The organism is Paraburkholderia largidicola, assembly GCF_013426895.1.
Classification (GTDB): domain Bacteria; phylum Pseudomonadota; class Gammaproteobacteria; order Burkholderiales; family Burkholderiaceae; genus Paraburkholderia; species Paraburkholderia largidicola.
On sequence record NZ_AP023174.1, the window covers coordinates 1507279 to 1531458 of the forward strand.

At 62.3% G+C, this 24180-nt stretch carries 22 protein-coding genes; 16 read left to right on the forward strand and 6 right to left on the reverse strand.

Features of this window, described 5'->3' with window-relative positions:
- Nucleotides 1-23: 23 nt before the first annotated feature.
- The 5 genes from puuE (at nt 24) to PPGU16_RS06755 (ending at nt 3637) form a co-directional block, all read left to right on the forward strand.
- Nucleotides 24-977, forward strand: a complete 954-nt coding sequence (gene puuE / locus PPGU16_RS06735; RefSeq protein ID WP_180722224.1) for an allantoinase PuuE — start codon at nt 24-26, stop codon at nt 975-977.
- A complete protein-coding gene (uraD, locus tag PPGU16_RS06740; protein WP_180722225.1) occupies nt 974-1495 on the forward strand; it encodes a 2-oxo-4-hydroxy-4-carboxy-5-ureidoimidazoline decarboxylase in 522 nt (173 codons plus the stop codon). Before puuE ends, uraD begins: the two co-directional genes overlap by 4 nt.
- A gap of 60 nt (nt 1496-1555) precedes the next feature.
- Nucleotides 1556-2569 carry an allantoicase gene (alc, locus tag PPGU16_RS06745; RefSeq protein ID WP_180722226.1) on the forward strand — a complete coding sequence of 338 codons (1014 nt, stop codon included), beginning with the start codon at nt 1556-1558 and terminating at the stop codon, nt 2567-2569.
- Complete coding sequence (locus PPGU16_RS06750) at nt 2566-3078, forward strand: ureidoglycolate lyase (protein ID WP_180722227.1); 513 nt, start codon at nt 2566-2568, stop codon at nt 3076-3078. Before alc ends, PPGU16_RS06750 begins: the two co-directional genes overlap by 4 nt.
- Before the next feature lie 190 nt (nt 3079-3268).
- Nucleotides 3269-3637, forward strand: a complete 369-nt coding sequence (locus tag PPGU16_RS06755) for a VOC family protein (RefSeq protein WP_180722228.1) — start codon at nt 3269-3271, stop codon at nt 3635-3637.
- Nucleotides 3638-3755: 118 nt separating this feature from the next.
- On the opposite strand, the gene PPGU16_RS06760 is transcribed toward PPGU16_RS06755, so the two are convergent.
- The gene (locus PPGU16_RS06760) at nt 3756-4949 is read right to left on the reverse strand and encodes a urate hydroxylase PuuD (RefSeq protein ID WP_180722229.1); all 1194 of its coding nucleotides are present in this window, start codon (nt 4947-4949) and stop codon (nt 3756-3758) included.
- A gap of 228 nt (nt 4950-5177) precedes the next feature.
- The gene (gene uraH / locus PPGU16_RS06765; RefSeq protein ID WP_007588274.1) at nt 5178-5531 is read right to left on the reverse strand and encodes a hydroxyisourate hydrolase; all 354 of its coding nucleotides are present in this window, start codon (nt 5529-5531) and stop codon (nt 5178-5180) included.
- Between the two features lie 593 nt (nt 5532-6124).
- Between uraH and PPGU16_RS06770 the strand changes: the two genes are divergently transcribed.
- Nucleotides 6125-7534 (forward strand): 8-oxoguanine deaminase, encoded by a 1410-nt coding sequence (locus tag PPGU16_RS06770; RefSeq protein WP_180722230.1) that lies wholly within the window; start codon nt 6125-6127, stop codon nt 7532-7534.
- A 79-nt stretch (nt 7535-7613) separates the two neighbouring features.
- Here PPGU16_RS06770 and PPGU16_RS06775 read toward each other — a convergent pair whose 3' ends face one another.
- Nucleotides 7614-8543, reverse strand: a complete 930-nt coding sequence (locus tag PPGU16_RS06775) for a LysR substrate-binding domain-containing protein (RefSeq protein WP_035990911.1) — start codon at nt 8541-8543, stop codon at nt 7614-7616.
- A 312-nt stretch (nt 8544-8855) separates the two neighbouring features.
- Between PPGU16_RS06775 and PPGU16_RS06780 the strand changes: the two genes are divergently transcribed.
- The 4 genes from PPGU16_RS06780 to PPGU16_RS06795 all read left to right on the forward strand — a co-directional run bounded on the left by PPGU16_RS06780 (nt 8856) and on the right by PPGU16_RS06795 (nt 13762).
- Complete coding sequence (locus PPGU16_RS06780; RefSeq protein WP_180722231.1) at nt 8856-10469, forward strand: ABC transporter ATP-binding protein; 1614 nt, start codon at nt 8856-8858, stop codon at nt 10467-10469.
- A gap of 65 nt (nt 10470-10534) precedes the next feature.
- Complete coding sequence (locus PPGU16_RS06785) at nt 10535-11635, forward strand: ABC transporter permease (protein ID WP_180722232.1); 1101 nt, start codon at nt 10535-10537, stop codon at nt 11633-11635.
- 25 nt (nt 11636-11660) lie between these two features.
- The gene (locus PPGU16_RS06790) at nt 11661-12590 is read left to right on the forward strand and encodes an ABC transporter permease (RefSeq protein WP_054934511.1); all 930 of its coding nucleotides are present in this window, start codon (nt 11661-11663) and stop codon (nt 12588-12590) included.
- A 77-nt stretch (nt 12591-12667) separates the two neighbouring features.
- Nucleotides 12668-13762: a BMP family ABC transporter substrate-binding protein gene (locus PPGU16_RS06795; protein WP_180722233.1), complete on the forward strand. Its 1095-nt coding sequence runs from the start codon at nt 12668-12670 to the stop codon at nt 13760-13762.
- 208 nt (nt 13763-13970) lie between these two features.
- Here PPGU16_RS06795 and PPGU16_RS06800 read toward each other — a convergent pair whose 3' ends face one another.
- Nucleotides 13971-14180 carry a dodecin gene (locus PPGU16_RS06800; protein ID WP_180722234.1) on the reverse strand — a complete coding sequence of 70 codons (210 nt, stop codon included), beginning with the start codon at nt 14178-14180 and terminating at the stop codon, nt 13971-13973.
- A 155-nt stretch (nt 14181-14335) separates the two neighbouring features.
- Between PPGU16_RS06800 and PPGU16_RS06805 the strand changes: the two genes are divergently transcribed.
- The 5 genes from PPGU16_RS06805 to PPGU16_RS06825 all read left to right on the forward strand — a co-directional run bounded on the left by PPGU16_RS06805 (nt 14336) and on the right by PPGU16_RS06825 (nt 20677).
- Complete coding sequence (locus PPGU16_RS06805) at nt 14336-15262, forward strand: NAD(P)-dependent oxidoreductase (RefSeq protein ID WP_197986838.1); 927 nt, start codon at nt 14336-14338, stop codon at nt 15260-15262.
- Nucleotides 15263-15360: 98 nt separating this feature from the next.
- Entirely contained in the window at nt 15361-16953 is a 1593-nt protein-coding gene (locus PPGU16_RS06810) for an ABC-F family ATPase (RefSeq protein ID WP_180722235.1), read from the forward strand.
- A gap of 169 nt (nt 16954-17122) precedes the next feature.
- Nucleotides 17123-18559: an aldehyde dehydrogenase family protein gene (locus PPGU16_RS06815; RefSeq protein ID WP_180722236.1), complete on the forward strand. Its 1437-nt coding sequence runs from the start codon at nt 17123-17125 to the stop codon at nt 18557-18559.
- A gap of 186 nt (nt 18560-18745) precedes the next feature.
- The gene (locus tag PPGU16_RS06820; protein WP_180722237.1) at nt 18746-19936 is read left to right on the forward strand and encodes an NAD(P)H-dependent flavin oxidoreductase; all 1191 of its coding nucleotides are present in this window, start codon (nt 18746-18748) and stop codon (nt 19934-19936) included.
- A gap of 96 nt (nt 19937-20032) precedes the next feature.
- Nucleotides 20033-20677: an OmpW/AlkL family protein gene (locus tag PPGU16_RS06825; RefSeq protein ID WP_180722238.1), complete on the forward strand. Its 645-nt coding sequence runs from the start codon at nt 20033-20035 to the stop codon at nt 20675-20677.
- A 90-nt stretch (nt 20678-20767) separates the two neighbouring features.
- On the opposite strand, the gene PPGU16_RS06830 is transcribed toward PPGU16_RS06825, so the two are convergent.
- On the reverse strand, nt 20768-20971 hold the full coding sequence (locus PPGU16_RS06830; protein ID WP_180722239.1) for a DUF1289 domain-containing protein: 204 nt from the start codon (nt 20969-20971) through the stop codon (nt 20768-20770).
- Between the two features lie 174 nt (nt 20972-21145).
- Complete coding sequence (locus tag PPGU16_RS06835; protein WP_180722240.1) at nt 21146-22441, reverse strand: Nramp family divalent metal transporter; 1296 nt, start codon at nt 22439-22441, stop codon at nt 21146-21148.
- Between the two features lie 543 nt (nt 22442-22984).
- Between PPGU16_RS06835 and PPGU16_RS06840 the strand changes: the two genes are divergently transcribed.
- On the forward strand, nt 22985-24085 hold the full coding sequence (locus tag PPGU16_RS06840; RefSeq protein WP_180722241.1) for a polyamine ABC transporter substrate-binding protein: 1101 nt from the start codon (nt 22985-22987) through the stop codon (nt 24083-24085).
- Nucleotides 24086-24180: the final 95 nt, after the last annotated feature.

A 24180-nucleotide genomic window follows, 5' to 3' on the forward strand; every position in this document is an offset into this window, starting at 1 on the left:
TCAACCGCTGCGCCATTCACATCATGTCATTCGACCCGAACTATCCGCGCGACCTGATCGGCTACGGCCGCCACCCCGTGCAGGCAAACTGGCCAGGACGCGCGCGCGTCGCGGTGCAGTTCGTACTCAACTACGAAGAGGGCGGCGAGAACTGCGTGCTGCACGGCGATCCGGGCTCGGAACAGTTCCTGTCGGAAATCGTCGGCGCGGCGTCGTATCCGGCGCGTCACATGAGCATGGAGTCGATCTACGAATACGGCTCGCGCGCGGGCGTGTGGCGCATCCTGCGCGAGTTCGAGAAGCGTGGCCTGCCGCTGACGGTGTTCGGCGTCGGCATGGCGGTCGAGCGGCATCCGGAAGTCGCGCGCGCTTTTGTCGAACTGGGTCATGAGATCGCGTGTCATGGGTATCGCTGGATTCACTATCAGGACATGTCTCCCGAGCGCGAAGCCGAGCATATGCGCCTCGGCATGGAAGCAATCGAGCGCGTGACGGGCCAGCGTCCGCTCGGCTGGTACACGGGCCGCGACAGTCCGAACACGCATCGGCTGGTGGCCGAATACGGCGGTTTTTTGTACGACTCGGATAACTACGGCGACGACCTGCCGTTCTGGATGGACGTCGAAGTGACGGGCGGCGCGAAAGTGCCGCAACTGATCCTGCCGTACACGCTCGACACCAACGACATGCGCTTCGCCACGCCACAAGGCTTCAACACGGCGGACCATTTCTTCACGTATCTGCGCGACGCATTCGACGTGCTGTACGAAGAGGGCGACGAAGCGCCGAAGATGCTGTCGATCGGCATGCACTGCCGTTTGCTTGGCCGTCCCGGACGCTTCCGCGCGCTGCAACGTTTCCTCGATCACATCGAGAAGCACGAGCGCGTGTGGGTGACGCGGCGTGTCGATATCGCGCGCCACTGGCGCGAGCATCATCCCTACCAACAACAGGACAACCGCGGGGCTGCGGCATGAAGGCGATGCAATACACACTGGACCAACTCAACAGCATCTCGACCGACGCGTTCGTCGCGGCGCTGTCGGGCATCTTCGAGCATTCGCCGTGGGTCGCCGAAGTGGCCGCCGCGCAGCGTCCGTACGCGAGCATCGACGCGTTGCACAAGACGATGTCGAGCGCCGTCGAAACCGCAGGCGAAGCAAAGCAGCTCGCGCTGATCAACGCTCACCCGGAGCTCGCGGGCAAGGCGGCCGTACGCGGCGAACTGACGGCCGAATCGACGCGCGAGCAAAGCGGTGCCGGTCTCGGCCAATGCACGCAGGAAGAGTTCGACAAGCTGCTGCGCCTGAACGCGGCGTATCGCGAGAAGTTCGGCTTTCCGTTCATTCTCGCTGTGCGCGGCTACGACCGGCACGGCATCATCGCGAACTTCGAAGCGCGCGTGAACAACAGCCGCGCCGACGAACTGCGCGCGAGCCTCGACCAGATCTATCGCATTGCGCGTTTCCGTCTCGACGATCTGATCAGCGCCTGATCGTCGCAGCACCGACTCGCATTTACACAAAGCAACAACCAGACAGCAAGGAAGACAACGATGGCACTCCCGATTCTCGATCCCAACGCCCCCGACTTCACGCGTCGTTTCGTGAACCTCGCGGACCCGCGTCTCGGCGCACAGGCGCTCGAAGCCAGCGACGATTTCTTCGCGCCGAAAGACCGCATGCTGAATCCGGAACCGGCCGTCTTCATTCCGGGCAAGTACGACGAGCACGGCAAGTGGATGGACGGCTGGGAAACGCGTCGCAAGCGCACGACGGGCTATGACTGGTGCGTCGTGAAGCTCGCGCGTCCGGGTGTTATCAAGGGTCTCGATCTCGATACCAGCCACTTCACGGGCAACTTCCCGCCGGCGGCATCGGTGGAAGCGGCGCGGGTCGTGGACGGCGCACCGAACCAGTCGACGCAATGGACCGAGATCGTCCCGTCGACCACATTGCAAGGCAATAGCCACCACTACCTCGATGTGGGCGACACGAACGCGTACACGCACCTGCGCGTGAACATCTATCCGGACGGCGGCATCGCGCGTCTGCGCGTGTACGGCCAGCCTCAGGTCGATTGGGCGGGCGCGAGCCGCACCGATCTGTTCGACCTCGCCGCGATGGAAAACGGCGCGTATCTGGTCGGCGCGAACAACCAGCACTTCGGCGCCGCATCGACGCTGCTGATGCCGGGACGCGGCGTCAACATGGGCGATGGCTGGGAAACGCGTCGCCGCCGCGAGCCGGGCAACGATTGGGCGATCGTCGCGCTCGCGCAGCCGGGCGTCATCAAGAAGATCGAAGTCGACACCGCGCACTTCAAGGGCAACTATCCGGACCGCTGCTCGATCCAGGCCGCGTACGTGACGGGCGGCACCGATAGCTCGCTGATCACGCAGGCGATGTTCTGGCCGGTGCTGCTCGGCGAGCAGAAGCTGCAGATGGACAAGCAGCACTTCTTCGAAAGCGAGATCGCCGCGCTCGGCCCCGTCACGCATATCCGCTTCAACATCATTCCGGACGGCGGCGTGTCGCGTCTGCGTCTGTGGGGCACGCTCGCATCATGAAGACACTCGCAATCGAACCGCTGACACGCGAAGCGTTCGCGCCGTTCGGCGACGTGATCGAACTGGAAGGCGCGAAGCAGATCCCGATCAATCTCGGCACGACGATCCGCTATCACGATCTCGCGAAAGTCGACGTCACCGACGAAGGCGGGCGCACGCTCGTCAATCTGTTCCGAGGACAGCCGCGCGCGCTGCCGTTCGAAATCACGATGATGGAGCGACATCCGCTGGGTTCGCAGGCGTTCATTCCTTTGAACGACAAGCCGTATCTGGTTGTCGTTGCGCCTGCCGGCGAGCTGGATGAATCGAAGATTCGCGCGTTCGTGACGAGCGGGTGGCAAGGCGTGAACTACGCGAAGGGCGTGTGGCACCATCCGCTGCTGGCGTTGGGCGAGGTGAGCGATTTCATTGTCGTCGATCGTGGCGGTGATGGGCTCAATCTCAACGAGCAGAATTTGCGCGAATCGCAGTGGTTGACGGAAGAGGCGATGAACGCCGTGGTTGTCTGATGCTTGCGCGCTGAGCTCATGCTTGAACTGCGCGGTTTGGTAGTGTGATCGGTTGTGGTTGAAAAAGCCCATTGCGACGGGAGTCGCAATGGGCTTTTGCTTTGCCGCGCGTGTTGTGCATGGCCCGCAAAAAATCGCGGACAATCGCTGGCGGCCTTGATGATGCGCATCCAACTATTCGCGAGACAACATGCAAGCGTCACTAAACCGGATCCTGCTGTATGTGAAGGACGTCGAGAGCACGTGTGCGTTCTATCAGCGCTATTTTGGCTACACGGCCACGCATGACAACGACGACCGCATCGTCGAACTGACTCCGCCGCACGGCGGCGCGATCCTGATGATTCATCAGGCCGCAAAAGGCGTCAAGGCAGGGCAGGCGACCGTCAAGCTGGTGTTCGACGTCGAGGACGTGGACGCGTTCAAGGCGCGTTGCGCAGATGAAGGACTCGTATTCGGCGCGACGCATCGCGCGGACGGCTACAGCTTTGCGAATTCAAAAGACCCGGACGGCAATTCCGTGTCGATCTCCAGTCGCGGTTTTCGTGCGGGCCGATGAGCGTGCATGACAAGTTTGGCGTGTCTTCAGTGGCATAAAAAAAGCGGACTGCCGCTTGCGCGAACAGCCCGCTAACCTCGAAGAAACGGGCTTGCGCCCGTCATCGACACCTCGATCGTTAATTCACCGCGCCGCCCTGGAACCACGCGGCGATCTTCTGCCGTTCCTCGTCGGTCATGTGCGTGACGTTGCCGAGCGGCATCGCCTTCAGCGTCACGGCCTGTTGATAGATGCGCTGCGCGTTCGTCGAAATCTCTGCAGGCGTATCGAGCAGCACACCGGCGGGCGCGCTGCCCATCATCGTCGGATGCGCGGAGTGGCAGGCGACGCAGCGCTGCTGCAGGACGGGCACGATATCGGCCGTCTTCACGACGGGGGCGTTTGCCGCTTCCGCGACGGGCACGACGGGCTTGGGCATCGTCCAGAACAGCGCGCCGAACATCAGCACGATGCCCGCGAGCGGCAGATACCACAGCACCTGGCCACGGTGACGCATCACGAAGAACTGACGGATCAGCGCGCCTGCCAGCATGATGACGACCAGCACTGCCCAGTTGTACGGATGCGTGTACGTCATCGCGTAGTGGTTCGACAGCATCGCGAACACGACGGGCAGCGTGAAGTACGTGTTGTGGACCGAGCGCTGCTTGCCGCGCTTGCCGTAGATCGGGTTCGGCGTTTCGCCCTTGAGCATCGCGGCGACCATCTTGCGCTGACCCGGGATGATGACGAAGAACACATTCGCCGACATGATCGTCGCGAGCATCGCGCCCATGATCAGGTACGCCGCACGGGCCGCGAAGATGTGGCACGCGAGGAACGCGGCGATCAGCACATAGATGCCGACGCAGATGCCGAGCACCTTGTCCTTGTTGCCGAGCATCCGGCACAGCGTGTCATACACGATCCAGCCCGCAGCGAGGAACCCGAGCGCCGAGAAGATCGCGACGACAGGACCCATGTCGAGTACGTTCTTGTCGATCAGATACGTGTTCGGCGCGAACAGATACAACACCGTGAAGAGACCGAAACCGGACAGCCATGTCGTGTACGACGGCCACTTCGACCAGTGCAGGTCGTCGGGCATTTCGGGCGGCGCAACGGTGTACTTCTGCATGTTGTAGAAGCCGCCGCCGTGCACGTGCCACAGTTCGCCGAACACGCCGCGCCGGCGCTGGTTCGGGTCCACAGGCGGCTTCAGGCTATTGTCGAGCGCAACGAAGTAAAACGACTCGCCGATCCATGCAATCGCGGCGATAACGTGAAACCAGCGAATCGCGAGATTCAACCAGTCGGTGATAAAGCCTTCCATGAAACTCCTCCACTCCTGATTCGTTGTTCGCGCAGCATCTCGGGTGTTGCGCGGCATGCGGGGTTGTTGCGCCGGTGCAGGTCCGCTATCGGAACAATGCATGCAACGGCAGTCTGATGAAATCGGGTGCCGATCGATCACGGCTTTCTGGCTTGCCCTTCGCGAATGTCTCCATGTCATCTGCGAAATGCACGCACGCGCACGATCGTGCACGCGCCGCCACGCGCCTCAGCTGCCGCGATAGGTGCTGTACGCCCAGGGCGACACGAGTAGCGGCACGTGATAGTGCGCGCCCGCATCGGCAATGCCGAAACGCAGCACGACGCGATCGACGAAGCGCGGTTCGGGCACCTTGGTGCCGATCGACGCAAAATAGTCGCCTGCGTGGAACACCAGTTCATATTCGCCGACGGCGAGTGCATCGCCTTCGAGCAGCGGCTCGTTGCAGCGGCCGTCGTGATTGGTGGTGGTGGTTTTGAGCGCGCGGCGCGTGTCGCCGGAGAGCGCAAAGAGTTCGACCTTGATATCGGCGCCGGGACGGCCGTTGGCCGTGTCGAGCACGTGGGTAGTGAGCTTGCCCATTCGCGATTGTCCTTGTGTAGATGCGAGGTTTCAGCGGCGGCCCGATCCATGACACGTTGCGGCGGATCGAGGCTCCACGTCAGTGGCTACATACCCGTCGGCGGTTTGAAGCGAGCGCCGTGACATCCATTGTAGAAACATTGTTCACCTCCGCGAGCCAGCGATAGGAAAGATAATCGCTGCCGCATGACGCCCCGCTGGCGGGTATCGGGCAGGCAGTCCGATGCATGCGCGACGGCCGGTGCTGCACGGTTCCGATCGTACCGGCGCCAAAAATGCCGACTATATGCGCGGCGTGAACTTCGGTATCGCAGCGGCGCGAGTTGCCAGCGCAATTTTGTCGCCTGAAGGTTACGTCCATGCGCGGCGCTGCCGCGCATCCCGAAGACGGCGGAACACGCTGGGTAACCGGGCCAACTGCGTTCGAACGGACGCGGCGGCACGGTGGCGTGCCGCCGGCATCGCGTTCGAACGACTTTTGCATTTGCTCGGAAAGCCGCATGCTGCGGTGACGGCAAACCGATGCAGTCTGGAATGGCAGCATCGTGCAGCGGCCACATCGGCGGCAACACAGGGCAGCACTGGAGAAACGAATGACGATGCAAACCAATTCAACCGGCGTGACGCGAACCGCCGGCCAGCGCGGCAGGACGATGCTGGTGAGGCATGCGGACGTGCTGGTCACCATGGACGGCGAGCGTCGCGAGTTGCGCGACGGCGGCCTCTATATCGAAGACAACCGGATCGTCGCCGTCGGTCGGACGGATGAACTGCCCGACACCGCCGACGAAATCCTCGACATGACGGGCCATCTGGTGATTCCCGGCCTCGTCAACACGCACCACCACATGTATCAGAGCCTGACGCGTGCGATTCCTGCCGCGCAGGACGCCGAGCTGTTCGGCTGGCTGACCAGCCTGTACAAGGTGTGGGCGAACCTCACGCCGGAAATGATCGAGGTGTCGACGCTGACGGCGATGGCCGAACTGTTGCTGTCGGGCTGCACGACGTCGAGCGATCACCTGTACATCTATCCGAACGGTAGCCGGCTCGACGACAGCATTGCCGCTGCGCGCCGCATCGGCATGCGTTTTCATGCGAGCCGCGGCAGCATGAGCGTCGGGCAGAAAGACGGCGGCCTGCCGCCGGATGCCGTCGTCGAGCAGGAAGCAGACGTTCTGAAAGACACGCAGCGTCTGATCGAGACGTATCACGACGAAGGGCGTTACGCGATGCTGCGGGTCGTCGTCGCGCCGTGCTCGCCGTTCTCGGTGAGCCGCGACTTGATGCGCGAGTCGGCTGCGATGGCGCGACACTACGGCGTGTCGCTGCATACGCACCTGGCCGAGAACGTGAACGATATTGCATACAGCCGCGAGAAGTTCGGCATGACGCCCGCGGAATATGCAGAGGACCTCGGCTGGATCGGGCACGACGTATGGCATGCGCACTGCGTGCAGCTCGACGATGCCGGCATCGCGCTGTTCGCGCGCACGGGGACGGGCGTCGCGCATTGTCCCTGTTCGAACATGCGGCTTGCGTCGGGTATCGCGCCGGTGAAGAAAATGCGGCTCGCGGGCGTGCCCGTCGGGCTGGGTGTCGATGGATCGGCGTCGAACGACGGCGCGCAGATGGTTGCGGAAGTGCGTCAGGCGCTGCTGTTGCAGCGGGTTGGTTTCGGACCGGATGCGATGACCGCACGCGAGGCGCTCGAGATTGCGACGCTCGGCGGCGCGAAGGTGCTGAACCGCGACGATATCGGCGCGCTCGCGCCCGGCATGGCAGCGGACTTCGTGTCGTTCGATCTCCGGCAGCCGCTCTTTGCGGGCGCGCTGCATGATCCCGTTGCGGCGCTGGTGTTCTGTGCGCCGTCGCAGGTCTCGACGAGCGTGATTGGCGGCAAGGTCGTGGTGAAGGACGGCGTGCTGACGACGGTGGATCTCGGCCCGGTGATCGAGCGGCACAACCGGCTCGCGCAAAGGCTGTATGAAAGTGCAGCCTAAGTGGATTGCATAAAAAAGGCGGCGGTTGGAAACCGCCGCCTGCACGATAGTGCTTTGCCTGTCGCGTGTGAAAGCCGCGTTACTTGGCGATCAGTGTCTTGGTCGCTTCGGCGACGAGGCTGCGCAACCAGCGCACTTCATCGGAGTAATGCACGCGCTCATGCCACAGCTGGTAATACTGCATCGGCGGAAAGTCCAGCGGCGCGGGCACGACGGTCAGCGGCAGGAACTTCGCGTAGTAGTCGGCGAAAAGGCGCGTGGTCGTGAAGATCAGATCCGACTTGATCAGCACGTACGGCGCAAGGTTGAAGTACGGCAACGTGACGACGACATGACGCTTGAGGCGCTCGCGGGCGAGATGCACGTCGATTGCGCCGCGCTGGCCGACGGAATAGGGCGTCGGCGCAAGATGCGGCGCGTTCAGGTACTGATCGAGCGTCAGGCCGCCACGCTTTGCAAACGGATGCGTGTTGCTCATCAGGCACACGATCTGGTCGACGAACAGATTGGACAGATGCAGTTGCTCGGGCGGTTCCGGCCAGTTGCCGACGACGATGTCGAGCTTGCCGTCCTCGAGCGCCAGTTCGTAGTCGAACGCGGGACCGAGCGAGTGGAACTCGAGTGTTGCGTTCGGTGCGGCCTGGCGGAAGCGCTCGACGACGGTCGGCACGAACAGCACGTTCAGGTAGTCCGGGCAGCCGATCCGGTAGCAGCGGATCGACGTCGCCGGGTCGAAGTTGTGCTGCTGAAATTTAATGCGTTCGATCTCGCGCAGTGCATTTTGCACGGGTTCGAGCAGGCGTAGCCCGTATTCGGTCGGCACCATGCCGGATTTGCCGCGTACGAGAAGCGGGTCGCCCGTGATGTCGCGCAGCCGCCGCAGCGCGGCGCTGATCGCGGGTTGGGACTGGTTCAGTTTGACGGCGGCGCGCGTGACGCTGCGCTCCATCAGAAGGGTGTGCAAGACGCGCAATAGGTAGGTGTCGATCGCCTCGCGTTGCTGACTCATGACTTCTCCGAAATATATGTTCTGGCTGATCGATCAGGCTTGGGGGTATATGCGTTTTAATATATAGATAAGAAACCGTCAAGGGTGGGATACCCGCAAACCACGCAGCGGCGCGGCTTTGGCGGAATTTTGGCGGCTCGACTGAGCGGGGCGATTTCGGTATCGTCGATCGGCTGCGGTAGCACGACGCGCGCGTCCGGGGCCGGAATTTCGAGCGGAATTGAACTGGGATTCAAGCGGGATTCGAGCAGGACCCAAGCGGGGAGCGCGCGATGCCGCGTGCCGCCAGCCACACGCGTAATACGGAACAACATGAGCGACACATTGACAGGCGGCCCGACGGGCGGCAGCACACACGCAGACGGCGCAAACCGTAGCGACGGCGCCACACCGCGTCTCGCGCTGACGGGCATCAGCAAGCAATATCCTGCAGTTCGCGCGAACGACGACGTCACGCTGATCGTCGCGCCGGGCGAAATTCATGCAGTGCTCGGCGAAAATGGCGCGGGCAAGAGCACGCTGATGAAGATCGTCTACGGCGCGGTGCGGCCGGATGCAGGCGAGATCCGCTGGGAAGGCGAACTCGTCGACATCGCGAACCCGGCGGCGGCGCGCAAGCTCGGCATCGGCATGGTGTTTCAGCATTTCTCGCTGTTCGAGACGCTGACGGTCGGCGAGAACATCGCGCTCGCGCTCGACGAGCCATTCGATCTGAAGGTGCTGGGCAAGCGCATCCGCGAAGTATCGGCGGAGTACGGGCTCGACATCGATCCGCAGCGCCACGTGCACAGCCTGACGGTGGGCGAGCGCCAGCGCGTCGAAATCGTACGCTGCCTGTTGCAGAATCCGCGTCTGCTCATCATGGACGAGCCGACCTCGGTGCTGACGCCGCAAGCCGTGCGCAAGCTGTTCGCGACGCTGCGCCGGCTCGCGTCGGAAGGCTGCAGCATCCTCTACATCAGCCACAAGCTCGACGAAATCCAGGAACTCTGCGACACGGCGACCGTGATGCGCGGCGGCAAGGTGACAGGCCGCGTGACGCCGCGTGAAGAGACGCATGCATCGCTCGCACAACTGATGGTCGGTCACTCGCTGCCCGATTACGAGCGCCGCGCGCACACGCCGGGCGACGTGTTGCTCGACGTGAAAAATCTTTCATCTGCCAGCGATGATCCGTTCGGCACGTCGCTCGACGATGTGTCGTTCGGAGTGCATGCAGGTGAAATATTCGGCATCGCGGGCGTATCGGGCAACGGTCAGGCGGAACTGCTGGTCGCGCTCTCGGGCGAACACAAAGGCAATCGCGCGGATGCCGTGACGATCTGCGGCAAGCCCGCGGGCAAGCTGAGTGCTGCCGCACGCCGCAAACTGGGCTTTGCATTCGTGCCGGAAGAGCGGCTAGGGCGCGGCGCGGTGCCCGCGATGTCGCTCGCGGAAAACGCACTGCTGACGGCGCATCGGCAACAGATGGTGCGCTCGGGCTGGATCAACGCGGGCGCGATGCGCGCGTTCGCGAAGCGCTGCATCGAATCGTTCGACGTGCGTTGCGGCGGCGAAGGCGCGCTCGCGCAGAGCCTGTCGGGCGGCAATCTGCAGAAATTCATCGTCGGCCGCGAAATTCTGCAGGCGCCGAAGGTGCTGGTCGTCGCGCAGCCGACCTGGGGCGTCGACGTCGGCGCGGCTGCTTTCATCCGGCAGCAGTTGCTCGACCTCTCGGCGCGCGGCGTGGCGATTCTGGTGATCTCCGAAGAACTCGAGGAACTGTTCGATATCTGCGACCGGATCGCCGTGATCGCGCGCGGGCGCATGTCGCCGACACGCAAGACGGGTGATACGAACGCGGAAGAGATCGGCCGCTGGATGGCCGGGCTGTTCGGCGATCGCGAGAGCGCACCGCCGTCGGCGGGGCAAGCGGCGCATGCATGAACTGCCGTTCATGAATTGAAGCGCTCCCGAATGCAACTGCAGAGACAACATCGACAACACGCACAATGATTCTTCCGTATCGACTCGAAGCTCGCACGACGCCATCGCGAACGATGCAGCTTGCCGTGCCGCTGATCGCCGCACTTCTCACGCTCGTGATCGGCTTTCTGATTTTCAGCCTCGTCGGGCGTGATCCGGCGCAGGCGATGGCCGCGTTTTTCATCGAGCCGCTGTCGAGCGTCAACGGCTGGGCGGAACTACTGCTCAAGGCGTCGCCGTTGTGCCTGATCGGACTGGGCCTGGCCATCGGCTATCGCGCGAATGTCTGGAACATCGGCGCCGAAGGGCAGATGCTGCTCGGGGGCATCGCGGCGAGCGGCGTTGCGATCTATTTCGATCAGGCGACAGGCTGGTGGATCTTGCCGACGATGATGATCGCGGGCGTGCTGGGCGGCATGGCGTGGGCCGCGATTCCCGCGCTGCTCAAGAGCCGTTTCAACACCAACGAGATTCTCACGAGCCTGATGCTCACCTACGTCGCCACGCAGTTGCTGATCTATCTCGTGAGCGGCCCGTGGCGGGACCCGCAGGGTATGAACTTCCCGCTCTCTGAAATGTTCTCAGGCGACGCGCTGTACCCGACTTTCTACGGCGACTGGCATTGGAAATTTCTGAAGGGCACGCGGTTGAACGCGTCGATTTTCGTGACGATTATCGCGATCCCCCTCGTCTGGCTCTTCATGCGCAAGAGCTTTGCGGGCTTCCGGATGAAGGTTGGCGGTCTTGCGCCGCTGGCCGCGCGCTATGCAGGCTTTTCGGACAAGAAGACGATCTGGACGTCGCTGCTGATTAGCGGCGGGCTCGCTGGACTCGCCGGCATGGGGGAGATCTCCGGTCCGATCGGCCAGTTGCAGGCGACGTGGTCGCCGGGCTATGGCTTCACGGCGATCATCGTGGTGTTCGTCGGACGGTTGCACCCAGTCGGCATCGTGCTCGCCAGTCTGCTGATGGCCTTGCTGTACCTCGGCGGCGAGGCCGTGCAGACGTCGATGCAACTGCCGCAGGCGTTGTCGGGCGTGTTCCAGGGGCTGCTGCTGTTCTGTCTGCTGGGCGCGGACCTGTTCGTCAACTATCGCGTGCGCCGTCGCGGCATCGCGGCATCGTAAAACCGCCGGATTCAGAGCAAATTTCATGGATATTCAACAAGCCAGCGCGCTCACGTCGAGTGCCGTCGTCGCCGCGATTCCGCTGATGTTCGCAGGCGTCGGCGAACTCGTCACTGAGAAGTCGGGCGTGCTCAACCTCGGCGTCGAGGGGATGATGCTGATGGGCGCCGTGACGGGGTACGCGGTGACGGCCGTCACGGGCAACCCGTGGCTCGGCGTGCTCGCTGCGATCGGCGCGGGCATCGCGATGTCGCTGCTGTTCGCGTTTCTCGTGCTGTCGATGCTCGCGAACCAGGTCGCCACCGGGCTTTCGCTGACGATTTTCGGCATTGGCCTGTCGGCTTATGTTGGCAAGCCGTACACGTCGGCGGCCGTGCGGGAGTCGATCGGTACGTGGGTGATTCCGGGCCTCTCGAAAATTCCCGTGCTGGGACCTGCACTATTCAGCCTGACGCCGCTCGACTATCTCGCCTTCATCATGTTCGGCGTCGTCGGCTGGTTCCTGTATCGCACGCGCGCCGGACTCGTGTTGCGGTCAGTGGGCGAGTCGCCGCAGGTCGCGCATTCGGTCGGGTTTCCCGTGATCGGCGTGCGCTATGGCGCGACGCTGTTCGGCGGCGCGATGGCAGGGCTCGCGGGCGGTTACTACTCGATCGTCAACCTGCACTTGTGGCAGGAGCAGTTGACTTCAGGGCGTGGCTGGATCGCGCTGGCGCTCGTCGTATTCGCGACGTGGCGTCCGGGGCGGCTGTTGATCGGTGCACTATTGTTCGGTGCAGTGACGGGCCTGCAGTTTTATGCACAGGCGATCGGCGTTCCCGTGCCGACGCAGTTTCTTGCGATGCTGCCATACGTCGCGACCGTCGTCGTTCTCGTGCTGATCTCGCGCAATCCGAACACGATTCGCCTGAATGCGCCCGCGTCGCTCGGCAAGCCGTTCTTCGCGGCGGGCTGAGCGCGGCGCCTGGCAACGCGTGACAGTGCATGTCAGTTCATCAAGTAAAAACATCTGATTCAACGACAGGAGAAAACATGAAGAAAAGAACCATGCTGCGCGCACTGGCGCTGGGCGCCGCGACGCTGGCGACAGGGGGTGCGCTGACGCAGAGTGCACAGGCCGCCGATGTGCCCGGCGTCGCGTTCGTGTATCTCGGCAATCCCGGGGATGCAGGCTGGACGTACGCGCACGATCAGGGCTCGAAGGAAGCGGAAGCGAAGTTCGGCAACAAGATCAAGATCACGCGTGTCGAGAACGTGCCCGAGTCCGCTGACTCGGAGCGCGTGTTTCGCGATCTGGCGAACAAGGGCAACAAGATCATCTTCGGTTCGAGCTTCGGCTTCCAGGACTTCGAGCTGAAAGTCGCGAAGGACTTCCCGGACACGGTCTTCCTGCACGCGACGGGCTACAAGAAGGCAGCGAACTTCGGCACGTACGACGTGCGCATGTATCAGGGTGCCTATCTGGCAGGCGTCGCCGCTGGCTACGTGACGAAGACGAATACACTCGGTTTCGTCGCCTCGGTGCCGATTCCTGAAGTCGTCCGCAACATCAATGCTTACACGCTCGGTGCGCGCTCGGTGAATCCGAAGGTGCACACGAAGGTCATCTGGATCAACAGCTGGTTCGATCCGGGCAAGGAAAAGCAGGCAGCCGAAACGCTGATCGGCCAGGGCGCGGACGTTCTGCTGCAGAACACCGATTCCAGCGCGACGCTGGCAACGGCTGCGGAAAAGCATGTGCATGCATTCGGCTGGGACTCGGACATGAAGAAATTTGGTCCGGAGGCCCACCTGGGTTCGGTCGTCGCGCACTGGGGCGTGTACTACACGGCTGCAATCCAGCAGGTGCTAGACGGCAAGTGGAAGAACGATCCCGTCTGGTGGGGCATTCCGCAAAAGGCGGTCAATCTCGAAGACATGAATACTTCGGCGATTCCGGCCAATGCAATGAAGGACGTCGACGCGAAGCGCACGCAACTGGCCAGCGGCAAGTGGGATGTGTTCACGGGCCCGATCAAGGACCAGACGGGTGCAGTGAAGGTGCCTGCCGGCAAGACGCTGGCCGATCCTGAACTGCAGCGTCTGAACTGGTATGTCGAAGGCGTGGACGGTTCGTTGCCCAAGTGATGCACTGCATTTAAATGCGTGCGGCCCGAGAGGAATGACTTTCGTGGTTGACGCGTAGCACATGCATCTTCGCGTCGATGCGATCACTAAAAGCTGCATCCGGCGTTGTGCCAGGTGCAGCTTTTTTCTTGGTTGCGAGAATTACGCCGACTGCGGGCCGCATGCTTCATGTAACTCACTGCAGGCGGTATCGCCCAGCGGCTCGCCCTCAATCGTCGATGCGCAATCCCACCTTTAGCGTCACCTGCCAGTGCGAGACCTTGTTGTCTTCGATGTGACCGCGCGTTTCGGTGACCTGGAACCAGTGCAGGTTGCGCAGCGTTTTACCGGCTTTTTCGATCGCGCACCGGATCGCATCATCGCTCGACTTCGTTGACGAACCCGTTAGCTCGATTTGCTTGTACACATGGTCGCTCATGATTTACCTCCTGATGGTCCAAAAAGTATAGGCAATGCCAGTTGCGTGGCGAACTCGAATGCATGTCGCACATCGTGTGCCCGGCATGCTGCGACGCGATGCGGCCGGTATCATGGACGGTTGACATGTCGTCAGTGGCCGGCGCATGCAATCCGATGCGTGCAGTGCATCAAATGGAGGAGAGAGAAGTGGAGATCGGTTTTTGCGGACCGGGTTTGATGGGCGCTCCGATGATCCGGCATCTGCTGGGTGCAGGTCATGGAGTGCAGGTGTGGAATCGCACGCGCGCGAAAGCGGAAGCGCTAGTGCCGGACGGCGCGACGGTCGCGTCGAACCCCGCCGAACTTGCCGGCCGGGCTGAAGCGATTTTCCTGTGCGTACTGGACGCGGCCGCTGTCGAAGAAGTCGTGTTCGGTGCGAACGGCATCGTGCAAGGGGTGCTCGACGGGAATGGCGATAGCCCCGTGCGCTGGATCGTCGATCACGGCAGCATTCCGCCGTCTGCGACGCGCGCGTTCGCCGCGAGGGCGGCCGAAGCGGACATCGGCTGGATCGACGCGCCCGTCTCGGGCGGCGTGGCGGGCGCGATCGCCGGAACGCTCGCCGTGATGGCGGGCGGCGAGGCCGCCGATGTCGCGGCCGTCACGCCCGTCATTGGGGCCTATGCGGCGCGCGTCACGCACATGGGCGCCGCGGGAGCCGGGCAAACCACCAAGCTGTGCAATCAGGCAATCGTGACTTCGACGGTCGCGGCCATCGCTGAAGCCGTCAGCCTCGCGCAGCGCAGCGGCATCGACGCCGCGCGTCTGACGCAGGCGCTTGCGGGCGGCTGGGCCGACTCGGTGCTGCTGCAGACCTTCGTGCCGCGCATGACGCAGTCCGGTCAGCCGCCGATCGGCGCCTTGAGCACGTTCCAGAAGGACGTGGACACGATTGCCGCGGCCGCATACGAAACAGGCACTCCAATGCCGGTTTCGGGCACAGTGCAGCAACTGTTGCGACTCGGTGCAGCGATGGGGTTGGCGGATGCAGATTTGTCCGGTTTCATCGACGTGTTGCACACGCCGCGTAAAAAAGGGTAGCAGGGCGCTCGCGGGGGTCCCGGAGCACGGCGCGCGTGACGCGATAACCTGCTAAAATACTAGGTTTTTCGCCGATCTATCATTCAAAGGGACGCGCCGTGCTGTCTACCGCCAACATCACCATGCAATTCGGGCCGAAGCCCCTGTTCGAGAACATCTCGGTCAAATTCGGCGAAGGCAACCGCTACGGCCTGATCGGCGCGAACGGTTGTGGTAAGTCGACGTTCATGAAGATTCTGGGCGGCGATCTGGAGCAGAGTTCGGGCAACGTGATGCTCGAGCCGAACGTTCGTCTGGGCAAGCTGCGTCAGGACCAGTTCGCGTACGAGGACGTGCGTGTGCTCGACGTCGTAATGATGGGCCACACGGAAATGTGGGGGGCGATGACCGAGCGCGACGCAATCTACGCGAACCCGGAAGCCACCGACGACGACTACATGCACGCGGCCGAACTGGAAGCAAAGTTCGCCGAGTACGACGGCTACACAGCCGAAGCGCGCGCGGGTGAACTGCTGCTCGGCATCGGTATCTCGATAGACCTGCACAATGGTCCGATGAGCAACGTCGCGCCGGGCTGGAAGTTGCGCGTGCTGCTCGCCCAAGCGCTGTTCTCGAAGCCGGACGTACTGCTGCTCGACGAACCGACCAACAATCTGGACATCAACTCGATCCGCTGGCTCGAAGACGTGCTGAACGAGTACGACTCGACGATGATCATCATCTCGCACGATCGACACTTCCTGAACCAGGTCTGCACGCACATGGCGGACATGGACTACGGCACGCTGAAGGTCTATCCCGGCAACTACGACGACTACATGCTCGCGAGCACGCAGGCGCGCGAGCGTCAGCAGGCCGCGAACGCCAAGGCGAAGGAGCGGGTCGCCGACCTGCAGGATTTCGTGCGCCGCTTCTCGGCCAACAAGTCGAAGGCGCGCCAGGCAACCAGCCGTCTGAAGATGATCGACAAGATCAAGATCGAGGAATTCAAGCCGTCGTCGCGTCAGAACCCGTTCATCCGCTTCGAATACGAAAAGAAGCTGCACAATATTGCAGTGGTCGCGGACAGCATTACGAAGAAGTACGACCGCACGATCTTCAACAACTTCAACCTCAGCGTGCAGCCGGGTGAGCGCATCGCGATCATCGGTGAAAACGGCGCGGGCAAGACGACGCTGCTGCGTTCGCTGCTCGGTAATCTGGGCGTCGACCACGGCTCGATCAAGTGGGCTGAAAACGCGAACGTCGGTTACATGCCGCAGGACACGTACGAAGAGTTTCCGGCCGACGTCACGCTGATGGACTGGATCGACCAGTACCGCAAGGAAGGCGACGACGAGCAGATGGTGCGGGGCACGCTCGGCCGCCTGCTCTTTAATGCAGACGACATCAGGAAGTCGGTGAAGGTGCTGTCGGGTGGTGAGAAGGGCCGCATGATCTGGGGCAAGCTGATGCTGGGTCGCCATAACGTGCTGCTGATGGACGAGCCGACCAACCACATGGACATGGAATCGATCGAATCGCTGCAGATCGCGCTGGACAAGTACGACGGCACGCTGATCTTTGTTTCGCATGACCGTGAATTCGTGAGCGGTTTGGCGAACCGGATCATCGAGGTGAAGACGGATGGCACGCTGACCGACTTCGGCGGCAACTACGAAGATTTCCTTTCGAGCCAGGGCGTGCAGTAAGCGCTACGGCTGCGGCTTCGATTAAAACCCGCTTCTTGCGAAGCGGGTTTTTTATTGCCTGCTGCCGACGGTTTTGTACCTTCGCGCCGACGCTTCTTACCTGTGTCCGATCGCGTCCTTTCCCCACGAGTAAAATGAAAAGACTATCCAGGAGACAGGACGCAAGACAATGAAGACCTTCGAGCACTTCTACATCGACGGCAAATGGATCAAGCCGTGCGGCACAGGCACAATCGACGTGATCGACTCGGGCACGGAAGAAGTGATGGGCCGCATTCCCGAGGGCGTCGAAGCCGATGCCGAGGCGGCCATTGCCGCTGCCCGCGCTGCCTTCGACGGTTGGGCTGCTACACCGCCCAAGGAGCGCGGCGCCTACCTGCAAAAAATTGCAGACAATCTCAAGGCGCGCACCGATGAACTCGCGGGATACATCTGCGGCGAAGTCGGCATGCCGATCAAGCTCGCTCGCGCGATTCAGGTCGGCGGTCCCGTCTATAACTGGAATGCCTATGCGAAGCTCGCGGCTGAATTCCAGTTCGAAGAGCAGGTTGGCAATTCGCTCGTCGTGCGGGAGCCCGTCGGCGTCGTTGCCGCGATTACGCCGTGGAACTATCCGCTGAACCAGGTCACGCTGAAAGTAGCGGCCGCGCTTGCAGCCGGCTGCACTATCGTGCTCAAGCCGTCGGAAGTCGCGCCGCTAAATGCATTCGTGCTTGCGGAAGCGATTCATGAAGCGGGACTGCCGGCGGGTGTGTTCAACCTGGTCAGCGGCTATGGTCCCGTGGTCGGTGAAGTGCTCGCGAGTCACCCATCCGTTGATATGGTGTCGTTCACCGGGTCGACGCGCGCAGGCAAGCGCGTGTCGGAACTTGCGTCCGCGTCGGTGAAGCGGGTTGCGCTGGAACTCGGCGGCAAATCGGCGTCGGTCATTCTCGACGATGCCGATTTCGCTACGGCAATCAAGGGCACGGTTGGCGCATGCTTTCTGAATTCGGGGCAAACATGCTCGGCGCATACGCGCATGATCGTGCCCGAATCCCGCTATGACGAAGCGCGTGAACTGGCGAAGAAGGCAGCTGAAGCATTTGTCGCAGGCGATCCTCGCGTCGAGACCACGCGTCTGGGTCCGCTGGCTTCCGCTGCACAGCAGTCTCGCGTGCAGCACTATATTGCGCGGGGCATCGAAGAAGGCGCGGAACTCGTCACGGGCGGTGCCGGCATGCCGGAGGGCATCTCCAAGGGCTTCTTCGTGAAACCGACTGTGTTCGGCCGCGTGCATCCGAAGGCGACGATTGCGCAGGAGGAGATCTTCGGTCCGGTGCTGACCATCCTCACCTACAAGGACGAGGAAGAGGCCGTCCGCATCGCCAACGACTCGGTGTACGGACTCGGCGGCGCCGTATGGGCCGGCAGCGACGAGCGTGCAATGAGCGTCGCGCGACGCATCCGCACCGGGCAGGTCGATATCAACGGCGGCGCATGGAACATGGCCGCACCGTTCGGCGGCTTCAAGCAATCGGGACATGGCCGCGAGAACGGCACATATGGGCTCGAGGAATACCTCGAGTACAAGTCGATGCAGCTGAAGGTGAACAAGCCTGCATAGATTTGCGTGAGCGCGACAGAGGGCAGTTCATGTCGACGCGACGCGCTTAACCGCTGACGAAGCGCAATGAAAGCGCGTGTCGATAACCGGCACGCGCTTTTTGTTTGACCTCACGCAAGATACTGCGTTGGCTAGTTGCGACCATCGAGGCTTTTCGTCGAATCCCATCGACGACGGAGGCCTCTCATGTTTCCTTCTCATCCTTTTGCGCCGCTCGTCATTCGTGGGCGAACGCTGTTGCCTGTCGTGCAGGGCGGCATGGGCGTCGGCGTGTCCGCGCACCGGCTTGCGGGCAGCGTGGCGCGCGAAGGCGCACTCGGCACGATCGCTAGCATCGATTTGCGTCATCACCACCACGATCTGCTTGAACGCTGCCGCGCGACGCCTGACCGCGCGACGCTCGAAGACGCGAACCGCGTCGCTCTTACACGTGAGATCCATGCCGCACGAATTCTAAGCGAAGGGCGCGGCATGATTGCCGTCAACGTGATGAAGGCGGTCAACGCGCATGCGGACTATGTGCGGATTGCATGCGACCTGGGCGCGGACGCGATCGTCATGGGAGCAGGTCTGCCACTCGATCTACCGGACCTGACACAAGGACGCGATATTGCGTTGATCCCGATTCTGTCCGACAGCCGGGGCGTCGGCGTGGTGCTCAGGAAGTGGATGAAGAAAGGCCGCTTACCCGATGCGATCGTGATCGAGCATCCGGCCCATGCGGGTGGCCATCTCGGCGTGACGAATCTCGACGACATGCACGATGCGCGTTTCGACTTCACACGGGTACTGCAGGAAATCGACGAAATCTTCACTTCGCTGCAGATCAGTCGAAGTGAAGTGCCGGTGATCGTTGCAGGCGGCATCAATAGTCATGAAGCAGTGCGCGCGTGTCTGGCAGCCGGTGCGAACGGTGTGCAGCTCGGCACGCCGTTCGCCGTTACGGAAGAGGGCGATGCACATCCGAACTTCAAGCGCGTGCTGGCCGATGCGACGCCGGACGACATCGTGGAGTTCGTCAGCGTGACGGGCTTGCCGGCGCGCGCCGTGAAGACGCCATGGCTCGAACGCTATCTGCGCAACGAATCGCGCATCCGTACAAAAATTGGCGCACTCAAACGCGCATGCCCGACTGCACTTGAATGCCTGAGTGCATGCGGTTTGCGCGACGGCATCGAGAAGTTCGGTCACTTCTGCATCGATACGCGCCTTGCGGCTGCGCTGCGTGGCGACGTGAACAATGGCCTGTTCTTTCGTGGACGCGAAGCATTGCCGTTCGGCACGGCAATCCGCAGCGTCCGTGATCTTCTCGAACTGCTGCTGACGGGCGCGGCGCGACCGGCTGTCGCAGGGCGCCTTGCGTTTTCGCTGGGTTGACGGGGGTCAAAGAGCGCGTGTAGGGGAACTTCGACAATGTTCTCGCGCACGTTGCTTCGCACCTCGCGCAATCACACAAGAAAATCAGGGTAGCTTATGAACAGAAAAATTCGATCGATCGGGGCCGCGCTGTGCACAGCCGGGCTGGCGTTGATGACGTCGCACGCATTCGCCGCGGATACGGACACCAGTTCAGGCATTCATGCTGGCGACGTGCTGGTGCGCCTGCGCGCCATCAGTATCATGCCGCAGGTTCGCACGAGCGACACGCTGTCCACGCTGAACGTCGACGTCAATAACGCGATCGTGCCTGAACTCGACTTCACCTACATGATTCGCGACAACATCGGCGTAGAACTGATACTCAGCACGTCGCGGCATCAACTGACGTCGAATCTCGGCGACCTGGGCGGCGTCAACGTGCTGCCGCCGACGCTGCTTCTGCAATATCATTTCAATCATCAGGGGCAGGTTCGGCCATATGTCGGCGCGGGCGTGAACTACACGTACTTCTACAACGACGGCTTGCATGCGGGCGACCAGCAGATTTCCGTCAAGCGCAGCAGTTTTGGTCCTGCGCTGCAGGTGGGCGTCGACGTGCAGTTGACGAAATCGGTGTTCGCGAACGTCGATGTGAAGAAGGTCTGGATGAAGACGGATGCATCGCTCAATGGCGCATCGCTCGGTACGCTGCATATCGATCCATTGATCGTCGGCGTAGGTGTGGGGATGAAGTTCTGATCGCCTCCCGTCTCGACGGTCATGCAATGAAAAACGCCGGCTCATCGTGAGCCGGCGTTTTTGCTTATCGGATCAGTGCATGTGATCACATCACAGCTTGTCGAATTTGAATCGCATCGCCGTGCCTTCACGCTCGATGCGCGTCCAGACGGCGCGTTTTTCCTCATCGGTCAGAAACACCCAGTTCGACACTTCCGTCGCCGTACGGCCGCACCCTTTGCAAATTTCGTCGAAGAGCGTCGAGCAGACGCCGATGCAGGGGCTGTCGGGAAGGTCGTGCAGATTCGATGACATCGAGATACCTTGAACGGGAAATGCGTGCGGTCCGCTATGGTAAACCAAAAGCGCAGTCGGATTCCGGTGCCTATTTTTCGGGCAACCGACATCATGCATTGGACTTCATCGCGCGATGCTGTAGCCGATGTGCGCCGTCCAGTGCTGACGCTTGTTGTCGTCGAGCGTCGCGATTCAACCGGTCGCTGTTTCCCAGATCAACGCGCCATTCAGTGCAATGATGGCCGACGCGCATATCCACGCGAGCACCAGCGGCACGCCGCGCACGCGCCAGCCATGCATCAGTTGGCGATCCGATCCAAAGCGGATCAAGGGCACGACGGCGAGCGGCAATTGCAGGCTCAGCACCACCTGGCTCGCAACCAGCAACTGCGCCGAGCCGTGCGGGCCGAACAGGCCGACGGCGACGAGCGCGGGGCCGATCGCCAGCGCGCGCGTGAGCAGCGCGCGTTGCCAGCGCGGCAGGCGGATCTGCAGGAAGCCTTCCATCACGACCTGGCCCGCGAGCGTGCCCGTCACGGTCGCGCTCAGACCGCACGCGAGCAGCGCCGCCGCGAACAGGATGGCGGCCCAGTGCGAACCGACGATGGGCGCGATCAACCGGTGCGCGTCGGCAAGGTCGGTCACGGTGCGGTGCCCGCTCGCGTGGAACACGGCCGCCGATACGACAAGCAATGCCGCATTGATCACGAAAGCCACTGAAAGCGCGCTGAAGGTGCCGAAGTTGACGCCGCGCAGTGCATCGGCGATGTCGGCGTCGCTGGTGGAGTGCGCATGCGTCTTGACGAGCGCCGAATGCAGATACAGGTTGTGCGGCATCACCGTCGCCCCGAGAATGCCTGCGGACAGCCACACCATGCCCGCGGTGCGCAGCAATTCGGCGCTTGGCACTGCTCCCGTCAGCGCGGCTCGCCAGTCGGGGCGCGCAAGCACCAGCTCGATCACGAAGCACAGGCCAACGAACAGGATGAGACCGACCACCGCCGTCTCCAGCGTGCGGTGCCCATACCGCTGCAACGCGAGCATCGCGAAGGTGCCGACGGCCGACATCAGCACGCCCGCCGTCAGCGATACGCCGAACAGCAGTTGCAGCGCGACCGCGCTGCCGACCACTTCGGCGACATCGCAGGCGATGATCGCAATCTCGCTCGCCACCCACAGGAACAACGTCGTGCGCCGGCCGGTGCGCTCCCGGCACAACTGCGCGAGATCGCGCCCCGTCACCACGCCGAGGCGCGACGACACCCATTGCAGCAGCATCGCCATCAGGCTCGACATGACGACGACGCTCAGCAGCGTGTAGCCGTAGCTCGCGCCGCCCGCGAGCGCCGTCGCCCAGTTCCCGGGGTCCATATAGCCGACCGCGACGAGCGCGCCCGAGCCGACGAACGGCAGCCACGTGCCGGGCCGCGGCGGCCTCGAGCCGGGGCGGCGGCGGGACGGGTCCAACGCGAACGGGTTCGTATTCATCGCACTGTGACGGGGAAGACGCACTCAACGGGGCAATCGGCATGCCATGCAGTGCGGTGCATCTCGATGCATAACGCCACGACCACTATCTGGGCTAATTTGACAGTCTATAGTGATGGTGAAAGACCGTATGGGGCGGGATGCAGTCCGCTTCAGCAGGGCTGCACGGCACAGGACGCCTCGATGCAGGAAGCAAGGTTTTTTTCGGGTAGACAGGGCGCGATAACCCGATAAAATTGCGGCCAATTTTGCCGCTGCGTGCCGGCGTTGCTGACCCAGTGCATGTCAGCGGGACGGGCGCCGCTGTGTAGCCTCGACAGGCCGCCACGGAATCCGCACAGAATCCGCGCTGAAAGCGGACGTAAGGCGGAACCGGCCAAGGAATGCCGCGCGCTGTACCCTTTGCGCGACATCTGGCGGTTTTTTTTGAATCGGGCATCGATTGATGGTAGTTTTCGGGTTTTTCAAGGGTAGCCGCGGGCAGCGCGCAGCGGTTTGAAGCGGGGTAAGCGACCGGTCGCGCCGGTCAGAACGGAGAACGGAATGAAGAAACGGGTGGTGGGCCAACTGGCTGCGCTGGTATTGTGCGCGACGCCTTTCATGTCGGCGGCGGCAAAAGATACACAACTGAATGTGTACAACTGGTCGGACTACATCGCCAAGGACACGATTCCGAACTTCACCAAGCAGACTGGCGTTCAGGTCAAGTACGACAACTACGATAGCGACGACACGCTGCAGGCCAAGCTGCTGACGGGCAACTCGGGCTACGACATCGTCGTGCCGACCAGCAACTACGCGGGCAAGCAGATCGCAGCGGGCATCTTCGCGCCGCTCGACAAGTCGAAGATCCCGAACCTCAAGTATCTCGATCCGGCGCTGATGGCGCTCGTCGCGGGCGCGGACCCGGGCAACAAGTTCTCGGTGCCCTGGGCTTACGGCACGACGGGCCTCGGCTACAACGTGACGAAGGCGCAGCAGATTCTCGGCAAGAGCGTCGCGCTCGACAGCTGGGACGTTCTGTTCAAGCCGGAAAACATCTCGAAGCTCAAGGCGTGCGGCGTCTCCGTGCTCGACGCGCCGGACCAGATGTTCGCGGCCGCGCTGCACTACATCGGCAAAGATCCGATGAGCACGAACCCGGCCGACTATCGCGAAGCGCTCGCGATGATGAAGAAGATCCGTCCGTACATCACGCAGTTCAACTCGTCGGGCTACATCAACGACATGGTCGGCGGCGACATCTGCTTCGCCTACGGCTGGTCGGGCGACGTCGTGATTGCGAAGCATCGCGCGGCGGAAGCGAAGAAGGCGTACAAGATCGACTACTACATTCCGAAGGGCGGCGCGCCCGTGTGGTTCGACGTGATGGCGATTCCGAAGGACGCGAAGAACAAGGAAGCTGCGATGGAGTGGATCAACTACATCGAGACGCCGCAGGTCCACGCTGCCATCACGAACGCCGTGTACTACCCGAGCGCGAACACGGAAGCGCGCAAGTACGTCGACAAGGATGTCGCGAACGATCCCGCCGTCTATCCGCCGGCGGACGTCGTCAAGACGCTGTTCCTGCTGAAGCCGCTGCCGCCAGAGATCCAGCGTCTGCAGACGCGGCTGTGGACCGAGTTCAAGTCCGGCCGCTAAGCGGACCTGAACGACACGGTTGAGCAGGAAAGCATCATCATGAAGCCCTCGGTATCCAGCCGGGGGCTTTGTTCGTCAAATGCAGGGAGAGAAGC